Origin of the sequence: Kitasatospora mediocidica KCTC 9733 (assembly GCF_000744225.1) — a bacterium.
Classification (GTDB): domain Bacteria; phylum Actinomycetota; class Actinomycetes; order Streptomycetales; family Streptomycetaceae; genus Kitasatospora; species Kitasatospora mediocidica.
Window position 1 is genome coordinate 745101 of sequence record NZ_JQLN01000001.1, and the last position, 14565, is coordinate 759665.

The 14565-nt window shown below is 72.4% G+C and carries 14 protein-coding genes; 8 read left to right on the top strand and 6 right to left on the bottom strand.

Annotated elements, in window-relative coordinates; genetic code table 11:
* Window positions 1-67: 67 nt before the first annotated feature.
* Window positions 68-742, bottom strand: coding sequence for an MBL fold metallo-hydrolase (locus BS80_RS03090; RefSeq protein ID WP_035792251.1), 675 nt, complete (start codon window positions 740-742; stop codon window positions 68-70).
* A 111-nt stretch (window positions 743-853) separates the two neighbouring features.
* Entirely contained in the window at window positions 854-1603 is a 750-nt protein-coding gene (locus tag BS80_RS03095; protein ID WP_035792254.1) for an SDR family NAD(P)-dependent oxidoreductase, read from the bottom strand.
* Window positions 1604-1779: 176 nt separating this feature from the next.
* Between BS80_RS03095 and BS80_RS03100 the strand changes: the two genes are divergently transcribed.
* Complete coding sequence (locus tag BS80_RS03100) at window positions 1780-2724, top strand: hypothetical protein (RefSeq protein WP_035792257.1); 945 nt, start codon at window positions 1780-1782, stop codon at window positions 2722-2724.
* On the opposite strand, the gene BS80_RS03105 is transcribed toward BS80_RS03100, so the two are convergent.
* On the bottom strand, window positions 2648-4753 hold the full coding sequence (locus BS80_RS03105) for an NACHT domain-containing protein (protein WP_035792260.1): 2106 nt from the start codon (window positions 4751-4753) through the stop codon (window positions 2648-2650). The two genes, BS80_RS03100 and BS80_RS03105, sit on opposite strands and share 77 nt — an antisense overlap.
* A 36-nt stretch (window positions 4754-4789) precedes the next feature.
* Between BS80_RS03105 and BS80_RS03110 the strand changes: the two genes are divergently transcribed.
* The 3 genes from BS80_RS03110 (at window position 4790) to BS80_RS03120 (ending at window position 8327) form a co-directional block, all read left to right on the top strand.
* Complete coding sequence (locus tag BS80_RS03110) at window positions 4790-5713, top strand: pseudouridine synthase (protein WP_035792271.1); 924 nt, start codon at window positions 4790-4792, stop codon at window positions 5711-5713.
* 362 nt (window positions 5714-6075) lie between these two features.
* Window positions 6076-7194 (top strand): lipid II:glycine glycyltransferase FemX, encoded by a 1119-nt coding sequence (locus BS80_RS03115; RefSeq protein ID WP_035792274.1) that lies wholly within the window; start codon window positions 6076-6078, stop codon window positions 7192-7194.
* A gap of 50 nt (window positions 7195-7244) precedes the next feature.
* The gene (locus BS80_RS03120) at window positions 7245-8327 is read left to right on the top strand and encodes an alanine racemase (protein WP_035792277.1); all 1083 of its coding nucleotides are present in this window, start codon (window positions 7245-7247) and stop codon (window positions 8325-8327) included.
* Here the strand turns inward: BS80_RS03120 and BS80_RS40320 are convergent.
* Together BS80_RS40320 and BS80_RS03125 are read right to left on the bottom strand one after the other, a co-directional pair.
* Complete coding sequence (locus BS80_RS40320) at window positions 8324-8494, bottom strand: hypothetical protein (RefSeq protein WP_157535815.1); 171 nt, start codon at window positions 8492-8494, stop codon at window positions 8324-8326. The genes BS80_RS03120 and BS80_RS40320 overlap by 4 nt on opposite strands.
* A gap of 116 nt (window positions 8495-8610) precedes the next feature.
* The gene (locus BS80_RS03125) at window positions 8611-9402 is read right to left on the bottom strand and encodes a DUF4389 domain-containing protein (RefSeq protein ID WP_051965809.1); all 792 of its coding nucleotides are present in this window, start codon (window positions 9400-9402) and stop codon (window positions 8611-8613) included.
* Between the two features lie 169 nt (window positions 9403-9571).
* Here BS80_RS03125 and BS80_RS03130 point away from each other — a divergent pair, with 169 nt between their 5' ends.
* The 4 genes from BS80_RS03130 to BS80_RS03145 all read left to right on the top strand — a co-directional run bounded on the left by BS80_RS03130 (window position 9572) and on the right by BS80_RS03145 (window position 13470).
* A complete protein-coding gene (locus BS80_RS03130; RefSeq protein ID WP_035792283.1) occupies window positions 9572-10348 on the top strand; it encodes a GNAT family N-acetyltransferase in 777 nt (258 codons plus the stop codon).
* A 99-nt stretch (window positions 10349-10447) separates the two neighbouring features.
* On the top strand, window positions 10448-11668 hold the full coding sequence (locus tag BS80_RS03135) for a GNAT family N-acetyltransferase (protein ID WP_035792286.1): 1221 nt from the start codon (window positions 10448-10450) through the stop codon (window positions 11666-11668).
* 69 nt (window positions 11669-11737) lie between these two features.
* The gene (locus BS80_RS03140) at window positions 11738-12478 is read left to right on the top strand and encodes a metallophosphoesterase (RefSeq protein ID WP_035792289.1); all 741 of its coding nucleotides are present in this window, start codon (window positions 11738-11740) and stop codon (window positions 12476-12478) included.
* 188 nt (window positions 12479-12666) lie between these two features.
* On the top strand, window positions 12667-13470 hold the full coding sequence (locus tag BS80_RS03145) for a helical backbone metal receptor (RefSeq protein WP_198045411.1): 804 nt from the start codon (window positions 12667-12669) through the stop codon (window positions 13468-13470).
* A gap of 7 nt (window positions 13471-13477) precedes the next feature.
* Here BS80_RS03145 and BS80_RS03150 read toward each other — a convergent pair whose 3' ends face one another.
* Complete coding sequence (locus tag BS80_RS03150) at window positions 13478-14506, bottom strand: PHP domain-containing protein (protein ID WP_035793187.1); 1029 nt, start codon at window positions 14504-14506, stop codon at window positions 13478-13480.
* Between the last annotated feature and the right edge of the window lie 59 nt (window positions 14507-14565).

Consider the following 14565-nt stretch of genomic DNA (forward strand, 5'->3'; position numbering starts at 1 on the left):
CCGACAAGGCCACCTACTTCCCATCGGGAAGTACCAGGACACCGCCACACACCCCGAACTCGACTCCTCAGAGCATGGTGGAGGCAGCCGCTTGCCGCAGGGCGGCGGCCGCGCCGTGGATGATCGGGTCGCCGTGCCCGAAGAGCGCCGTTTCGACCTCCAACTCAGCAAGCCGGTGCAGCGACTTGACAGCCCGGCCACGGTCGGTGTTGAAGACACCCATCATCGTCCGGCCGACGTTGGCGACAGCGTCTCCGGTGAACAGCACCTTCGGCCCGGGCAGGTGGAGCGCGATCGACCCATCCGTGTGCCCGGGCGCGGCAACGACCACGGCCCCACCACCGAACTCCAGCACATCGCCGTCCCCCACCTCCCGGTCCACCCGGCAGGGCGGAGCCGCCGGAAGCGGCGGAATCCCCGCCCTGATCGCCACCTCGAACTCCTCCAGCACCGGCGGCGCCCCGGCCACCTCCCCCCGGATCACCGGAGCATCGAGCACATGCGCCACCACCTCCGCCCCGTGCCGGGCGGCGAGTTCAGCGGCGGAGCCGGTGTGGTCCTCATGCCAGTGCGTCAGCACGATCCGCCGCAGTTCGCCGTCCAACGCCTCCTCGATCTCCGCTGCGCAGTCCACCGTACCGGCGTCGATCAGGGTCAACTCGCGGCCGTCCCGCCACAAGTAGGCCGAGCCCACGAGGAAGCGGAGCATACGCAGTCCTGGCGCTATCTCGATCACGTCCATGCCCTCAGCATGCGTGACCGGGTCCGCCGACGCGCCTTAGTTCGCCGACGGCGCATCAGGCATGTGGAAGCGCTCTGCACCCCCCCGCACTGACCGACTCCCCCGCCCCCCTCACTGGGCGAGGTAGCCCCCGTCCACCGGCAGCACCGCGCCCGTGATGAACGAGGCCTCGGGCGAGGCCAGGAAGACCACCGCCGCCGCGACCTCCGGCGGTTCACCGAGCCGGCCCATCGGGTGCATCTTCTCAATCGCCTCCAAGTACGCGGCGCCGCCCGGCTCCTGGGGCAGGCGGGCGACCCGCTCGGTGCGGATGGTGCCGGGCGCCACCGCGTTGACCCGGATACCGCGGTCGGCCCACTCGACGGCCAGGTGCTTGGTCAGCCCGGAGGCGACGAACTTGGCGGGCCCGTACACCGCCTGACCACGCTGCCCGGCCTCTCCGGAGACCGACGAGACGCAGACGATCGCGCCCCCTCCGCCCTGCGCCACCATCGCCTCGATCGCGTACTTGCAGGTGAGGAACATGCCCCGGCCGTCCACCGCCATCACCCGGTCGAAGTCCTCACCGTCCGCCTCGGTGATCTCCATCAACGGGAGCACGCCCGCGTTGGCCACCGCGACGTCCAGCCGCCCGTACCGCTCGACTGCCGCCCCGACCATGCGCCGGACGTCGGCCGCCTCGGAGACGTCGCCGACCACCGTGGTGATCCCCGGCAGTTGTCCGGCCAGGCGGTCGAGGCCCGCGCCGTCGAGATCGGTGGCGACGAGCCGTGCGCCCTCGGCGACGAAGCGCACGGCCACGGCCCGCCCGATCCCACTGGCGGCGCCGGTCACCAGGCATACCTGGTCGCGAATGGTCATGGCGGGATGGTTGCCACCGTTCGACCGGAACGAAACCACCCCCCATTGCACCACCCGGCGGGCAAGCCCCCCCCGACGATGACGTGCACATTCAGGAAACTCGCCAGTATCCGATTCCAATAACAATTCAATCCGGGGCCTTCTCCACGCCCCCGGGAGGTCTCTAGGCTGCGCCCGTGTCCATCCTTCAGAGATTTCGAAGCTCCGGCCCGCACCTGGCCCCCGAACTCGACGACCGTGACCTCGGTCGGGTCTGCAAGCAGCTGGACACGCCCCCCATGCCGGGGCTCACCGACATTCAGCTCGACCAGATCGAGCGGCTGATCCGGAATGCGGGAACGGATTGGGACCGGCGTTCGCATCGTTTCTCGGTCATCGCCGAGTCCGTGGCCGAGTCCAGTCTCGCCCGCTCCTGGCTTCGGCGGCGGCCGAACAGTGCCGACGCGCTGATCCTCCAGGCGTGGGCCGCTCTGGCGTACGGCCGCAGGGCGGGTGTCATGGACGACGCGCGCGCCGCGGCGGAGGGGTGCTACCGGGCCGCCGACATCCAGCCGAACGATCCGACGCCCTGGCTGGTGCTGATCGGGATCCTGCGGCTGGTGCGCTGCGACCAGAAGGACATGGCCGAGGCCTGGAACGAGCTGACGGCCCGCGACGCCTGGAACCGCGAGGCGCACCTCCAGATGCTGGGCTACCTGTCGCCGGAGGAGTGCGGCTCCCACGGCCAGGTGCTCGACTTCGTCGACAACGTCCGCTACCGGATACCGGCGGGCGCGCCGGCCGCCGGCCTGGAACTGACGGCCGTCGTCGACCAGCACCACCGGACGGTCGCCCGCGGCGGCGTCGACGCGCTGATGGCCAGGAAGCAGTGGACGCAGGCCCGCGCCCAGTCCGCGCTGGACCGGGCGTTGGCCGACTGGACCAAGCCCGGCCACCTCCAGCACGCGGCGGCCCTGGCCGACCTCAACCTGCTGGCCTACGCGCTCGTCCAGGCCAAGCGGCTCCCCGAGGCCGAGGTGGTCTTCCAGCTGATCGGCCGCACGGTCACCCCCTGGCCGTGGCGCCTGGAGGGCGACCCCGTTCGTCAGTTCGCCTACTGGCAGGCACAGGCACTGCGCTGACCGCGCCGGCAGCGGCCCGGGCGGCCAGTCGCTCACGCAGGCGGGCGTGGCGGAACTGGTACACCGTGCCGACCTGGCGCAGCACGCCGAGGTGGTGGGCGTCGTGCAGAAACCGCGTGAGCCGCCAGGGCAGGCGGCCGGTGAGGGCCAGCCAGAGGCGGGTCTGCTGGTAGGAGGCCCAGGCGGTGACGAGCAGGGCCCCGGGCGCGATCAGCACCCCGACCAGCAGGCCGGCCAGCAGCACCGCCGTCCGGCCGTCTGACTCCTGCCCCGGGCCCGCCCCTCGCAGGAAGACGCAGCTGAGGATCACCATGCCCAGCGCGGACACCGACAGCCCGACGCCGAACGCCACCCCGGCCGCCTTCCGACGGGCCAGCGACAGCGACTGACGCACGGTGAGCGGGGCGTCCCAGCTCCTGGGCGACTCGTCCGCGAGGTGCACCAGGAACCCCACGCCCGCCGAGCAGCCGATCCCGACGACGACGAGTGCCAGCGAGGCGAACGACTCGTCCAGGGCGTGGAACCGCAAGCCGATCACCGTCACGCACAGCCCACCGATCACGGCGAAGGCGACGGTGACCGCGGAGCGGCTGAGCGGTTTCGTGAGCAGCACCCGCGCCCTGCCGTGGCCCCTGCCGCTGCCCTTGCCGTCGGCCGCCAGCAGCCCCTCACGCACCCGTTCGCCGAGGGACGCCGAGGGCACCAGCGCACCGAATCCGCATCCCATGGCCGCACTGAACAACAGCGCGTCGAAGCCCAGCGCGAAAGCCACGGTGAGACACATGGCGCCCGCGCTGAGCACGCCGACCACCGCCGCCCTCCTCCGCCGGGACACCGACCGGTGCAGCTCCCACCAGGCCCAGTCCTCCGTCTTGTGGCGCGTCAACTCCCCCGCCAGGTAACCCAACCAGCGCTCCGCCCGGGCGCCGTTCCACGCCCCGGCCGCCTGCCGGCTCCCGACCGGCGCCGGCGGGCGCTTGAACACGCCGGGGACCAGCGCGTCGAGCAGGTGGTTCTCCAGCGACGGCGCATCCACGAAGTCCAGCAGCGGGGACGGATCGGCCGGATCGCGGTAGAGCTCGCGCACCACCCCCAACAGCAGCGGCTGCGCCAGGGTGACGGCGAGCGGGCCGTCCGGGGCCTCGGTGATCGCGGCGACGACGGGCTGCCACCGCGCGCTCAGATGCGGCGGGACGAAGACGCGCAGGTGTTCGACGACGTCCTGCTGGGTGAGGCGCCGGGCGCGCAGCAGCGCGGCCGCGCGCAGGATCCCGGCCTGGCCGGCCGTCAAGTCGTACTCCGCGGCCCGGGAGGTCACGATGAGCGGCACCGGCCAGTCCAGGACCTCGTTCAGCCGCGCCACCGCCGCGCCGCGCAGACCCGCCTCCATCTCGTCCAGGCCGTCCAGCACCGGAAGGATCAACCCCGCCTCGACCAGCCGGGTCATCACCGCAGGGCCGCCGGACTCCGCGCGCAGGAGGTGCGGGTACTCCTGGCTCAGGCGGGCCGCCAGCCAGGTGTCGAGGTGGTCCGCCTCCGGGTTCCAGGAGGCGAGCGGGAGCAGGACCGGCACCGGATCCTTGGCCTGGCGCCGCTTCAGGAGCTCCCGCAGGAGCAGCACCACGAGCGTGGACTTGCCCGACCCGGCCTCGCCGAGCACCATCAGCCGGCCCGCCGGGAGGGCGCGGAAGGCCTCGACGAACGCCCCCAGATCACCCACCGCGGCATCGCGGCCGAGACTGCCGGTGAGCCGGGCGTGGTCGGCGTACCCGCTGTGGTCGGTGGTCCAGCGGGTCGGGATGGGCACGGGATCGAACAGGCGGCGGACGACGACCTCGGCGTCCCACTGCGCGCCGACCAGCTTGGCCAGCGCCAGAGCCGCCCGCTCCTCGCGGGTGGCCTCGGGCGGGAGCTGCGTCGGTGCGTAGGTGATCCCGCCCGAGACGCTGCCGGCCATCACGATGAACTCGGCGCGGCCACCCTGGTAGCTGTTGTGCACGCCGCCACGCGCGGCTGTCTGTTCGTCCATGGTCCGACGATTCTGCCAGCGCCTAAGCTGTCCCCGATGAGACGCCGCCGCCCCCCGCTCCCCACTGCCCCGCTGCCGCAACGCGGCGGGATCGACCCGGTCCGACTGCGACTGCCCGGCGAGGGACCGTGGCCGACGGTGCGCGCCTACCTGCTGGACCACTTCCCCGAACGGCTGGGCGACCGGGTGGAGGCGATGCTGCGCGAGGGCCTCTTCGTCGGGGTGGACGGGCCCCTGGCGCCGGACACGCCGTTCCTGCCCGACAGCTACCTGTGGTTCCACCGGGACCTGCCGGACGAGGTGCCCGTGCCGTTCGGCATCGACGTGCTCTACCGCGACGAGCGGCTGCTCGTGGTGGACAAGCCGCACTTCCTGGCCACCATGCCGCGCGGCGGGCACGTGGCCGAGACCGCGCTGGCCCGGCTGCGCCGCGACCTGGACCTGCCCGCGCTCAGCCCCGCCCACCGGCTGGACCGGCTGACGGCGGGCGTGGTGATGTTCGTCGTCGCCCCCGAGCACCGGGGCGCCTACCAGACGCTCTTCCGGGACCATCTGGTGCGCAAGGAGTACGAGGCGGTCGCGCGCTACGACCCCGAGCTCGTCCTGCCGCGCACCGTCCGCAGCCGGATCCTCAAGGAGCGCGGCGTGATCGCCGCCCAGGAGGTGGCGGGCGAGCCGAACAGCGAGAGCCGGATCGAGCTGATCGAACACCGCGGCACGCTGGGCCGCTACCGGCTGCTGCCGATGACCGGGCGCACGCACCAGTTGCGGCTGCACATGAGCAGCCTGGGCCTGCCGCTGCTCGGCGATCCGGTCTACCCCGTCCTGCTGGCGGGCAGCGCGCCGGACGACTTCGACAACCCGTTGCAACTGCTGGCCAGGCGCCTGGAGTTCACCGACCCGGTCACCGGCGAGGAGCGCTGCTTCACCAGCGGTCGCACCCTGCGGGCCTGGACCTGAACCCTCCGGCGGGCGGGAGCCGGCCGCACGGCCCGACGGCTGCCGTGCTGAGTCCCTCCACCCCGTCTCCACACGGTATTTGACGTTCCCTTAGGCACGTAATGGCCTCTGGTCGAGGCCCTCTGTGTACCGCTGTTCCGATATCCAGGAGATTCCTGAAACTTTTCCGATATTTCCTGCGACGAAATCACTGTTACACAGTCGACCGGTCACTGTTACACAACAGACGCCTCAGAGCCTGGGCGCATTCCTACGGTTTCCTCACTGCCCCGCGTTCCCCGAAGCGCAGGCCGCCCGCCGGCCTGCGGTGATTCGACGTGCCGGCAGCGCTGTGGCACCGATTCCCTAGGAGTACCTGGAACATGAGTCTGCGTCTGAGGACGATCACCCGCGAGGAGCATCTGTCCTTCATCAGGAGCCTGCCGTCCGCGAGTCACATGCAGGTGCCCTCGTGGGGCGAGGTGAAGGGCGAGTGGCGCAGCGAGTCGGTCGGCTGGGTGGACGCGTCGGGTGCGGTGGTGGGTGCGGGGCTGGTGCTGTACCGGCAGTTGCCGAAGGTGAAGCGGTACCTGGCGTACCTGCCGGAGGGCCCGGTGATCGACTGGTTCGACCCGGATCTGGACCGCTGGCTCCTGCCCCTGCTGGCGCACCTGAAGTCGCAGGGCGCGTTCTCGGTGAAGATCGGGCCGCCGGTGGTGGTGCGCCGCTGGGAGGCCTCCACCATCAAGGAGGCCGTGGCGGGCAAGGAGGCCAAGCGGCTGCGGGACGTCGAGCCGGACTGGTACGAGCCGCGGGCCTTCGAGGTGGCCGACCGGCTGCGCAGGTCCGGCTGGCTACAGAACGAGGACGGCGGCGCCGGCTTCGGCGACGTCCAGCCGCGCTACGTCTTCCAGGTCCCGCTGGCCGACCGCACGCCGGACGATCTGCTCCGCGGCTTCAACCAGCAGTGGCGGCGCAACATCAAGAAGGCCGACAAGAGCGGCGTCGAGGTGGTCCGGGGCCAGTACCAGGACCTCCGGATCTTCCACCGGCTCTACCTGGTGACCGCCGAGCGCGACCGCTTCACCCCGCGCCCGCTGGCCTACTTCCAGCGGATGTGGACCGCGCTGACGGCCGAGGACCCCGACCGGATGCGGCTCTACATCGCCCACCAGGACGGCGAACCACTGGCCGCCACCACCATGCTGACGGTCGGCGAGCACGTCTGGTACTCCTACGGCGCCTCCGCCGACCACAAGCGCGAGGTCAAGCCCTCCAACGCCATCCAGTGGCGGATGATGCGCGACGCCCACGCGCTCGGCGCCACCAGTTACGACCTGCGCGGCATCAGCGACACCCTCGACCCGAGCCACCCGCTGTTCGGTCTGATCCAGTTCAAGCTCGGCACCGGCGGCCAGGCCGCCGAGTACCTCGGCGAATGGGACTTTCCGCTCAACAAGCTCCTGCACAGGGTCCTGGACCTCTACCTGTCCCGACGCTGAGCACCCCCGGCTCTTCGCAACCCCTCACCCTCCCTCAGGAGCAACGCACCATGGCCCTGTCTCTCTACGTGGACACCGAACGCTGGCGCGCGCACCAGCAGACCGTGCTGGCCGAGTTCCCCGGCCTGGTCCCGGTCGCCAAGGGCAACGGCTACGGCGTCGGCAACCGTCGGCTGGCCCTGGAGTCGGCCAGGCTGGGCAGCACGATGATCGCGTTCGGCACCTCGTACGAGGCCGCGGAGGCACTGGCCGCCGAGGAGTACGCCAGCGCGCCTGCCGACCGCTACGAGGGCGATCTCCTGGTCCTCGCCCCCCTGCGGCCGCACGAGCCGAACTCGCCGCTGCCGACCCGGGTGATCCGGACGATCACCGACGTCACCGCGCTCCGGGCGCTGCCCGACGGCTCACGGGTGGTGGTGGAGTGCATGACCAGCATGCGCCGCCACGGGATCGCCCCCGGTGACCTGGTGCAGCTGGCCGAGGCCGTTGACGACGTCACCTTCGAGGGCTTCGCGCTGCACCTGCCGCTGGACCGGCCGGACGGCTCCGACCCGGTGGGGGAGGTCGTGGCCTGGATCGCGACGATAGCGGCGGCGGGCCTGCCGACCGACACCGTCTTCCTGAGCCACCTGGGCTCCCCCGAAATCGCCCGTCTCGCGGAGCTCTTCCCCACGACGGAGTTCCGCGCCCGGATCGGGACCCGGCTCTGGCTCGGCCAGGCCCGCGCGCTGGCCGCCCGGGCGACCGTGCTGGACGTGACGCCCGTCGCCAGAGGGGAGCGCTACGGCTACCGCCAGCACCGGGCGCCCTCCGACGGCCACCTGCTGGTGGTCTCCGGCGGCACCGCGCACGGCGTCGGCCTGGACGGCCCGAAGTACCACCACGGGCTGATCCCGCGCGCCAAGGGCATCGCCCGGGCCGGGCTGGCGACCGTCAACCGCACGCTGTCGCCCTACTCCTGGCAGGGCCGCCAGCTCTGGTTCGCCGAGCCGCCGCACATGCAGGTCAGCATCCTGTTCCTGCCCGCCGGTACCCGGGCGCCGGCCATCGGCGGCGAGCTCGACCTCACGGTCCGGCACACCACCACCCGCTTCGACCGTGTGGTGGACAGCGAACGGCCCACCGGGGCCTAGCCCTTCTGGCCCTTGGTCACCACGGTGGACGCGCCGTCCGCCGCACCGGAGTGGACGTGGGCGCTGGCGTCGAACCCGAGCTGGAGCGCCCCCGCGCTCACCAGGGCGAGGACGCACAGCACCGTACGGCGGACCAGGGGGGCGCCTTCGCTCGCTGGATGGTGCATGGAGTCGTCCTCTCGGAGCACGGGGCAACGCTCACACGGCTGTGTGGACCGACAGCCCACGGTACCCGGCCGCACTCCGGAACGGACCCCCAGTCTGTGACCAACATGTATTTTTACTAGGGCAGTTGGGAGATCCTCCGGGGCGCGGACATGTCGTTGTTGTGCCCGTTCGTGACGGACTCGACGACATTGCTCGCCAGCCCCAGCACCAGGAACAGCACCAGCAGCGCGGTGCCCGCCCCGCTGATCCGCAGCGGCCGGGTGGCGGAGTGGGTCTCCACCCGCGGGTCCGGCGGACCGTCGCCGAACAGGCCCTTCGGGTAGGCCGAGGTCAGCATCAGCCCGTACGCGTGCACCCGCATCGCGAAGCGCGTGATGGCGGCGGTCGCCTCGAACAGCGGCCGGGGCATCCGGCCGGCGATCAGGACCCAGAGCCAGATCAGCACCGACACGGCGAACCAGCCGCTGCTGGCCAGGCTCTGGATGATCACCGCAGGGATCATCAGGATGAGCCGGAACAGCACGGCCAGCCGGTTCAGCCGGCCCGGGCGCAGCTCGATCCGCACCGGGTAGTCGGCCGGCGGGTCCAGCGAGAACGGCGGGTAGGCGTCGACCAGCAGCGTCGCGCTGGCCCCCACCCGCGTGTAGTAGCCGACGTACCCCGCCAGGAAGCGGGCGATCGGCTCGGGCAGCCGGCCGGTCGCCAGCGCGGCGAACCAGCCGACGATGACCACCAGGGTCGCCACGAACGACAGCACCACCAGGATGACGAAGTGCGGCAGCAGCAGCAGCAAGCGCAGCAACACGGTGAGCCGGCGCTGGCCCGCGGGCTCGGGGATGTCGAGCGCCGGCAGCCACTCCACGGGTCCGGGCTCGGTCGGCACGCTCCATCCGCCTGGTGTTGCCATGTCCTGATGCCTCCGTCGAGTCGATCCGCCGTCGGACCTTGCCGTCCATGCCCCACGCTGGCAGGCCCGGCGGGCGGCGGCCTGATTTCAGGGCCGTCCAGGTGGCGGCGGCAGTCCTTCCCGGCTTCCCGTTCAGCCGGGAAGCTGCTACCTGTGCTGGAGTGGGCGGATGGACAAGGACGAGGTACTGGCACTGTTCGACCGCCAGATGCGCCGGGAGGCCCGGTCCGACAGCCCCGGCTCCCGGGTCGAGCGGGACGGCGACGTGGTGCGGCAGGTCGGCGCGGACGGCGGCTGGAACGGCGTGCTCTGGTCGGATCTGGACGACGCCGGCGCCGCGGCGGCGATCGCGGCCCAGGTCGCGCACTTCACCGCGCGGGGAGGGGAGTTCGAGTGGAAGCTCTACTCCCACGACCGCCCGGCCGACCTCGGGCGGAGGCTGACGGCAGCCGGCTTCGCGCCCGATCCCCCCGAGACGCTGATGGTCGCCCGCATCGACGAGCTGTCGGCCGAGGCCGCCCCTCCCGAGGGTGTGCGCCTGCTGCGGGTGACCGACCCGGCCGGCGTCGAGCTGCTGGCCGACGTCCACGACCAGGCGTTCGGCTCCGGCGGCGCCCGGATCCGCCGGTCCCTGCTCGCGCAGCTCGCCGGGGCCCCCGAGAGCGTGGTAGCGGTCGTCGCGATGGCCGGCGACCGGCCGGTGAGCGCGGCGCGGATGGAGCTGCCGCCGGGCGCGAGCTTCGCCGGACTGTGGGGCGGCGGCACCGCCGCGGACTGGCGCGGCCGGGGCGTCTACCGCGCGCTGATCGTCTACCGTGCCGCGATCGCCGCCGAGCACGGCTACGACTACCTCCAGGTCGACGCCTCCGACCAGAGCCGCCCGATCCTCCAGCGCCTCGGCTTCACCGCGCTCGGCACCACCACCCCGTACCGCTACCGCCCCTGACACCCCCAAAATCGCTTGACCTGGCCACCGGTCGACGCTGCACTGTGGCGGGGCATCACGCGTCGTGCTGCCCTCATCCCCGGGGAGGCAGCGGTAGCCATGGAGATCCGTCAGACAACCGACCAGGACCTCGACGTCTTCGTCACCACCATGTTTGCCGCGTTCGGGCGTTTCCCGAAGACCCCGACCGACGACGGCGGGGTCTGGTGGTCGGCGCTCGAAATGGACCGCAACCTGCTCGCCGTATCGGCGGACGGGCGGCCCGTGGGCACCACCGGTGCGTACTCCTTCGAGCTCACCCTGCCCGGTGGCATCATCGCCCCGACCACCGGGGTGACCACCGTCGGTGTCCTGCCCTCGCACCGCCGCCAGGGCGTGCTCACCGCGATGATGCGGCATCAGCTCGCCGAGCTGCGGGCCCGCGGGGAGTTCTTCTCCGTCCTGCTGGCCTCCGAGGCGCTGATCTACCGCAGGTTCGGCTACGGACCGGCGACCTACACGCAGCGCCTCACGGTGCCGCGCCACCGGGCCGCCCTCGCCGTTCCCCGGGCGCGCGCAGCTGCCGACGCCCCGGCGACCGGCTCGGTCGAGCTGCTGCGGCGCGCGGATTGCGGCGAGATCCTGGAAGAGGTCTACGACCGCTACCGCCGCGCCCAGCCCGGCGCGCTGGCGCGGCCGCACCGCTGGTGGGCCTCGGGCGCCGGGCATCCCCCGATCTCTTCGGAGCCGCGCTACGTCGCCGTCCACCGTGACGCCGACGGCGTCCCGGACGGGTACGCCAGCTACTCGCTCGACGAGCACGACACCCTGACGGTCGACGAGACCATCGCCACCGACGACACCGCCTCCACCGCCCTGGCCCGGTTCGTGCTCGGACACGACCTGGTCGCTCAGATCGTGTTCCGGCACGTCCCGCCCGACCACCCGCTGCGCTGGCAGCTTCTGGACTTCAACGCCGGCCAGCTGAGCAACAGCACCGACTGGCTCTGGGTGCGCCTGCTGGACATCCCGCGCGCACTGACCGCGCGCGGCTGGTTCACGGACGGCGAACTCGTCCTCGACGTCGACGACCCGTTCCTCGGCGAGCACGGCCGCTACCTGCTGACCGTCCGGGACGGCAAGGCCGACTGCGTCCCGACGGACCGGGAGCCCGACCTGTCCCTGGACGTGAGCGACCTGGGCTCGATCTACCTCGGCGGCACCACCCCGAGCACGCTCGTCCGTGCCGGACACATCCAGGCCCACCGCCCGGACGCGGCCGCCCTCGCCGACGCGCTCTTCCGGGCCGAGCGCACCCCGCACTGCCTGCACTGGTTCTGACCAGGGCCGCACAGGCACGGTCGCCACACGACGCTGAACATCGGACCTCCTGAAAGGGGCACCCCCACCATGGTCCTGCTCGCACAGATCAGTGATCTTCATCTGGACGGCACAGAGCGGGCGCGCGAACGCGCCACCCGCGTCATGGACTACCTGCGGGCGCTTCCGACTCCGGTCGACGCACTGCTGGTCACCGGCGACATCGCCGACCACGGCGAACCGTCCGAGTACCGGGAGGCGGCCCGGATCCTGACCGCAGCCTTTCCCGTGTTGACCTGCCCGGGCAACCACGACTCCCGGGAGCCGCTGCGGAGCGCTCTGCTCGGCGAGCCGCCGGCCGAAGGCCCGGTGAACCGCCTGCACCTGATCGGCGGTACCGCGATCCTGATGTGCGACTCCAGCATCCCGGGCAAGGACGAAGGCCTGCTGGACCAGCAGACGATGAGCTGGTTGGCCGAGTCGCTCGACGCGCTGCCCACCGGCACACCCGCGCTCGTCGCCTTCCACCACCCACCGGTGACGCTGCACCACCCACTGCCCGACTCCTACACCCTGCAGAACGACCAGGACTTCGCCGCACTACTGGCCGACCACCCCGAGGTGGTCGCCGTCATCACCGGCCACGCCCACACCGCCGCGGTCTCCACCTTCGCCCGGCGCCCCCTGCTGGTCGGCCCGGCGGTCACCTGGACACTGCGCCTGCCCTGGGAGGGCACAGAGGTCGCGGACTTCGAGCAGCCGCCCGGCATCGCCTTCCACGTGCTGGACGAGCGGCACCGGCTCACCACGCACTTCCGCACCGTCCTGTAGCAACCGCCCGTTCCGCCGACCGAGCGGAGTGGTCGGCCGGCGGGAGCGCCCGGCTCGGAGAAGTCCCGCGGTTGGGGCCGTCGCCGCTCGCTTCCCGGCCGCAGCCGATCCGCGATGAGGCCGAGGCGGATACCGCGCGGCCGATGCGATAGTGCTCGCGCGGAAGCCGAGCGGAGGGACGACCCAGGATGGCCGAGGAACACCGAACCACGACGGAGCGCCTGCACCGCGACGACCAGGGCCGGCCCGTACCGACCGGCCGGGTGCGGCGAGTGGTGTCGCTGGTGCCCTCGCTGACCGAGGCGGTGGCCGAGAGCGCGCCGGAGCTCCTGCTCGGCGCGACCGACTGGTGCACGCACCCGGCGGGGCTGGACGTCGTGCGGATCGGCGGCACCAAGAACCCGGACACCGAGCGGATCGTCGCACTGCGTCCGGACCTGGTGATCGCCAACGAGGAGGAGAACCGGGAGGCCGATCTGGCGGCCCTGCGCAGCGCCTCGATCCCGGTCTGGGTCACCGAGATCCGCACCCTCGACCAGGCCCTGGAGTCGCTCGACCGCCTGCTGACCGTGGCCTGCGGCCTGCCCCGGCCGGCCTGGCTGGACGCCGCCGAGGCGGCCTGGCGCGCGCTCCCCGCGCCGGACCCGGCCGCCCTGCGCAGCGCGGTCGTCCCGATCTGGCGCCGGCCGTGGATGGTGCTGGGCCGGGACACCTTCGCCGGTGACCTGCTGCGACGCCTGGGTGTCCGCCAGCTCTACGCCGACCACGCCGAGCGCTACCCGGCCGTCCCGCTCGACCAACTCCGCGCCGCCGGGCCCGATCTGGTGGTGCTGCCGGACGAGCCGTACCGGTTCAGCGCCACCGACGGCCCCGAGGCGTTCCCCGGCGTCCCGTCCGCGCTGCTCAGCGGGCGCCATCTCACGTGGTACGGACCGTCGTTGGCGCAGGCACCGGCGGTGCTGGCCGCCCAGCTCGCGGCCGCACCGATCTGATGGTCCGTCAGGCTGCCTTCGGCAGGCGGCCGGTGCCGGTCCAGGCCAGCAGCTGCGCCGCCGACCAGGTGGTGACCACCCGCTCGGGTGGCACGCCCGCCTGCGCGGCCCGGGCGCACCCGTAGGGCTGCCAGCTGAGCTGACCGGGCGCGTGCGCGTCGGTGTCCAGGGCGAACAGGCAGCCGGCCTGCTCGGCCTGCCGCAACAGCCGCAGCGGCGGGTCGAGCCGCTTGGGGCTGCAGTTGATCTCCACCGCCGTCCGGTGCTCGACGCAGGCCGCGAAGACCTGGGCCGCGTCGAACTCCGACTCCGGACGCGGCTTGTCCGCCGCGATCAGCCGACCGGTGCAGTGCCCCAGCACGTCCACCAGCGGGTTGGACACGGCGGCCGTCAGACGGCGGGTCATCGCGGCGGCCGGCATCCGCAGCTTGGAGTGCACCGAGGCGACCACCACGTCCAGCCCGGCGAGCAGGTCCTCGTCCTGGTCGAGCGAACCGTCGTCGAGGATGTCGCACTCGATGCCGGTGAGCAGCCGGAACGGCGCGAGCTTCGCGTTGACCTCGGCGACCACGCCGAGCTGCTCGCGAAGCCGCTCGGCGCTCAGCCCGTTGGCGACGGTCAGCCGCGGCGAGTGGTCGGTGAGCACCGCCCAGGCGTGGCCCAGCTGTCGGGCGGTGCGGGCCATCGCCTCGATCGGGCTGCCGCCGTCGGACCAGTCCGAGTGCAGGTGGCAGTCCCCGCGCAGTGCGTCGAGCAGCCGCCGGCCCGCCTCGTCGAGCTCGGCGAGCGGACCGCCGGCCCGTTCCTCCAGCTCGGCCAGGTAGCGGGGCGTCCGCCCGGCCAGCGCCTCGACGACGACGGTGGCGGTCTTCGGACCGATGCCCGGCAGCGCGGACAGCCCGGCGAGGGTGCGCGGCAGTTCCGGCCGGGCGCCCAGCACCTCGGCCGCCTTGCGGAAGGCCTGGACCCGGTAGGTCGAGGCGTGCTCGCGCTCCAGCAGGAAGGCGATCCGGTCCAGCGCGGCGATCGGGTCCAGGGGGTCCTGGGAGTCTGTCCGGTCCAGGGAGTCTGTGGGGTCCAGGGGATCTCTGCGGG

What these genes read in the sequence shown, in the direction of transcription:
- BS80_RS03090 (WP_035792251.1), bottom strand. Translation starts at nt 742, where the DNA reads ATGGACGTGATCGAGATAGCGCCAGGACTGCGTATGCTCCGCTTCCTC.
- BS80_RS03095 (WP_035792254.1), bottom strand. Translation starts at nt 1,603, where the DNA reads ATGACCATTCGCGACCAGGTATGCCTGGTGACCGGCGCCGCCAGTGGG.
- BS80_RS03105 (WP_035792260.1), bottom strand. Translation starts at nt 4,753, where the DNA reads ATGGACGAACAGACAGCCGCGCGTGGCGGCGTGCACAACAGCTACCAG.
- BS80_RS03110 (WP_035792271.1), top strand. Translation starts at nt 4,790, where the DNA reads ATGAGACGCCGCCGCCCCCCGCTCCCCACTGCCCCGCTGCCGCAACGC.
- BS80_RS03115 (WP_035792274.1), top strand. Translation starts at nt 6,076, where the DNA reads ATGAGTCTGCGTCTGAGGACGATCACCCGCGAGGAGCATCTGTCCTTC.
- BS80_RS03120 (WP_035792277.1), top strand. Translation starts at nt 7,245, where the DNA reads ATGGCCCTGTCTCTCTACGTGGACACCGAACGCTGGCGCGCGCACCAG.
- BS80_RS40320 (WP_157535815.1), bottom strand. Translation starts at nt 8,494, where the DNA reads ATGCACCATCCAGCGAGCGAAGGCGCCCCCCTGGTCCGCCGTACGGTG.
- BS80_RS03125 (WP_051965809.1), bottom strand. Translation starts at nt 9,402, where the DNA reads ATGGCAACACCAGGCGGATGGAGCGTGCCGACCGAGCCCGGACCCGTG.
- BS80_RS03130 (WP_035792283.1), top strand. Translation starts at nt 9,572, where the DNA reads ATGGACAAGGACGAGGTACTGGCACTGTTCGACCGCCAGATGCGCCGG.
- BS80_RS03135 (WP_035792286.1), top strand. Translation starts at nt 10,448, where the DNA reads ATGGAGATCCGTCAGACAACCGACCAGGACCTCGACGTCTTCGTCACC.
- BS80_RS03140 (WP_035792289.1), top strand. Translation starts at nt 11,738, where the DNA reads ATGGTCCTGCTCGCACAGATCAGTGATCTTCATCTGGACGGCACAGAG.
- BS80_RS03145 (WP_198045411.1), top strand. Translation starts at nt 12,667, where the DNA reads ATGGCCGAGGAACACCGAACCACGACGGAGCGCCTGCACCGCGACGAC.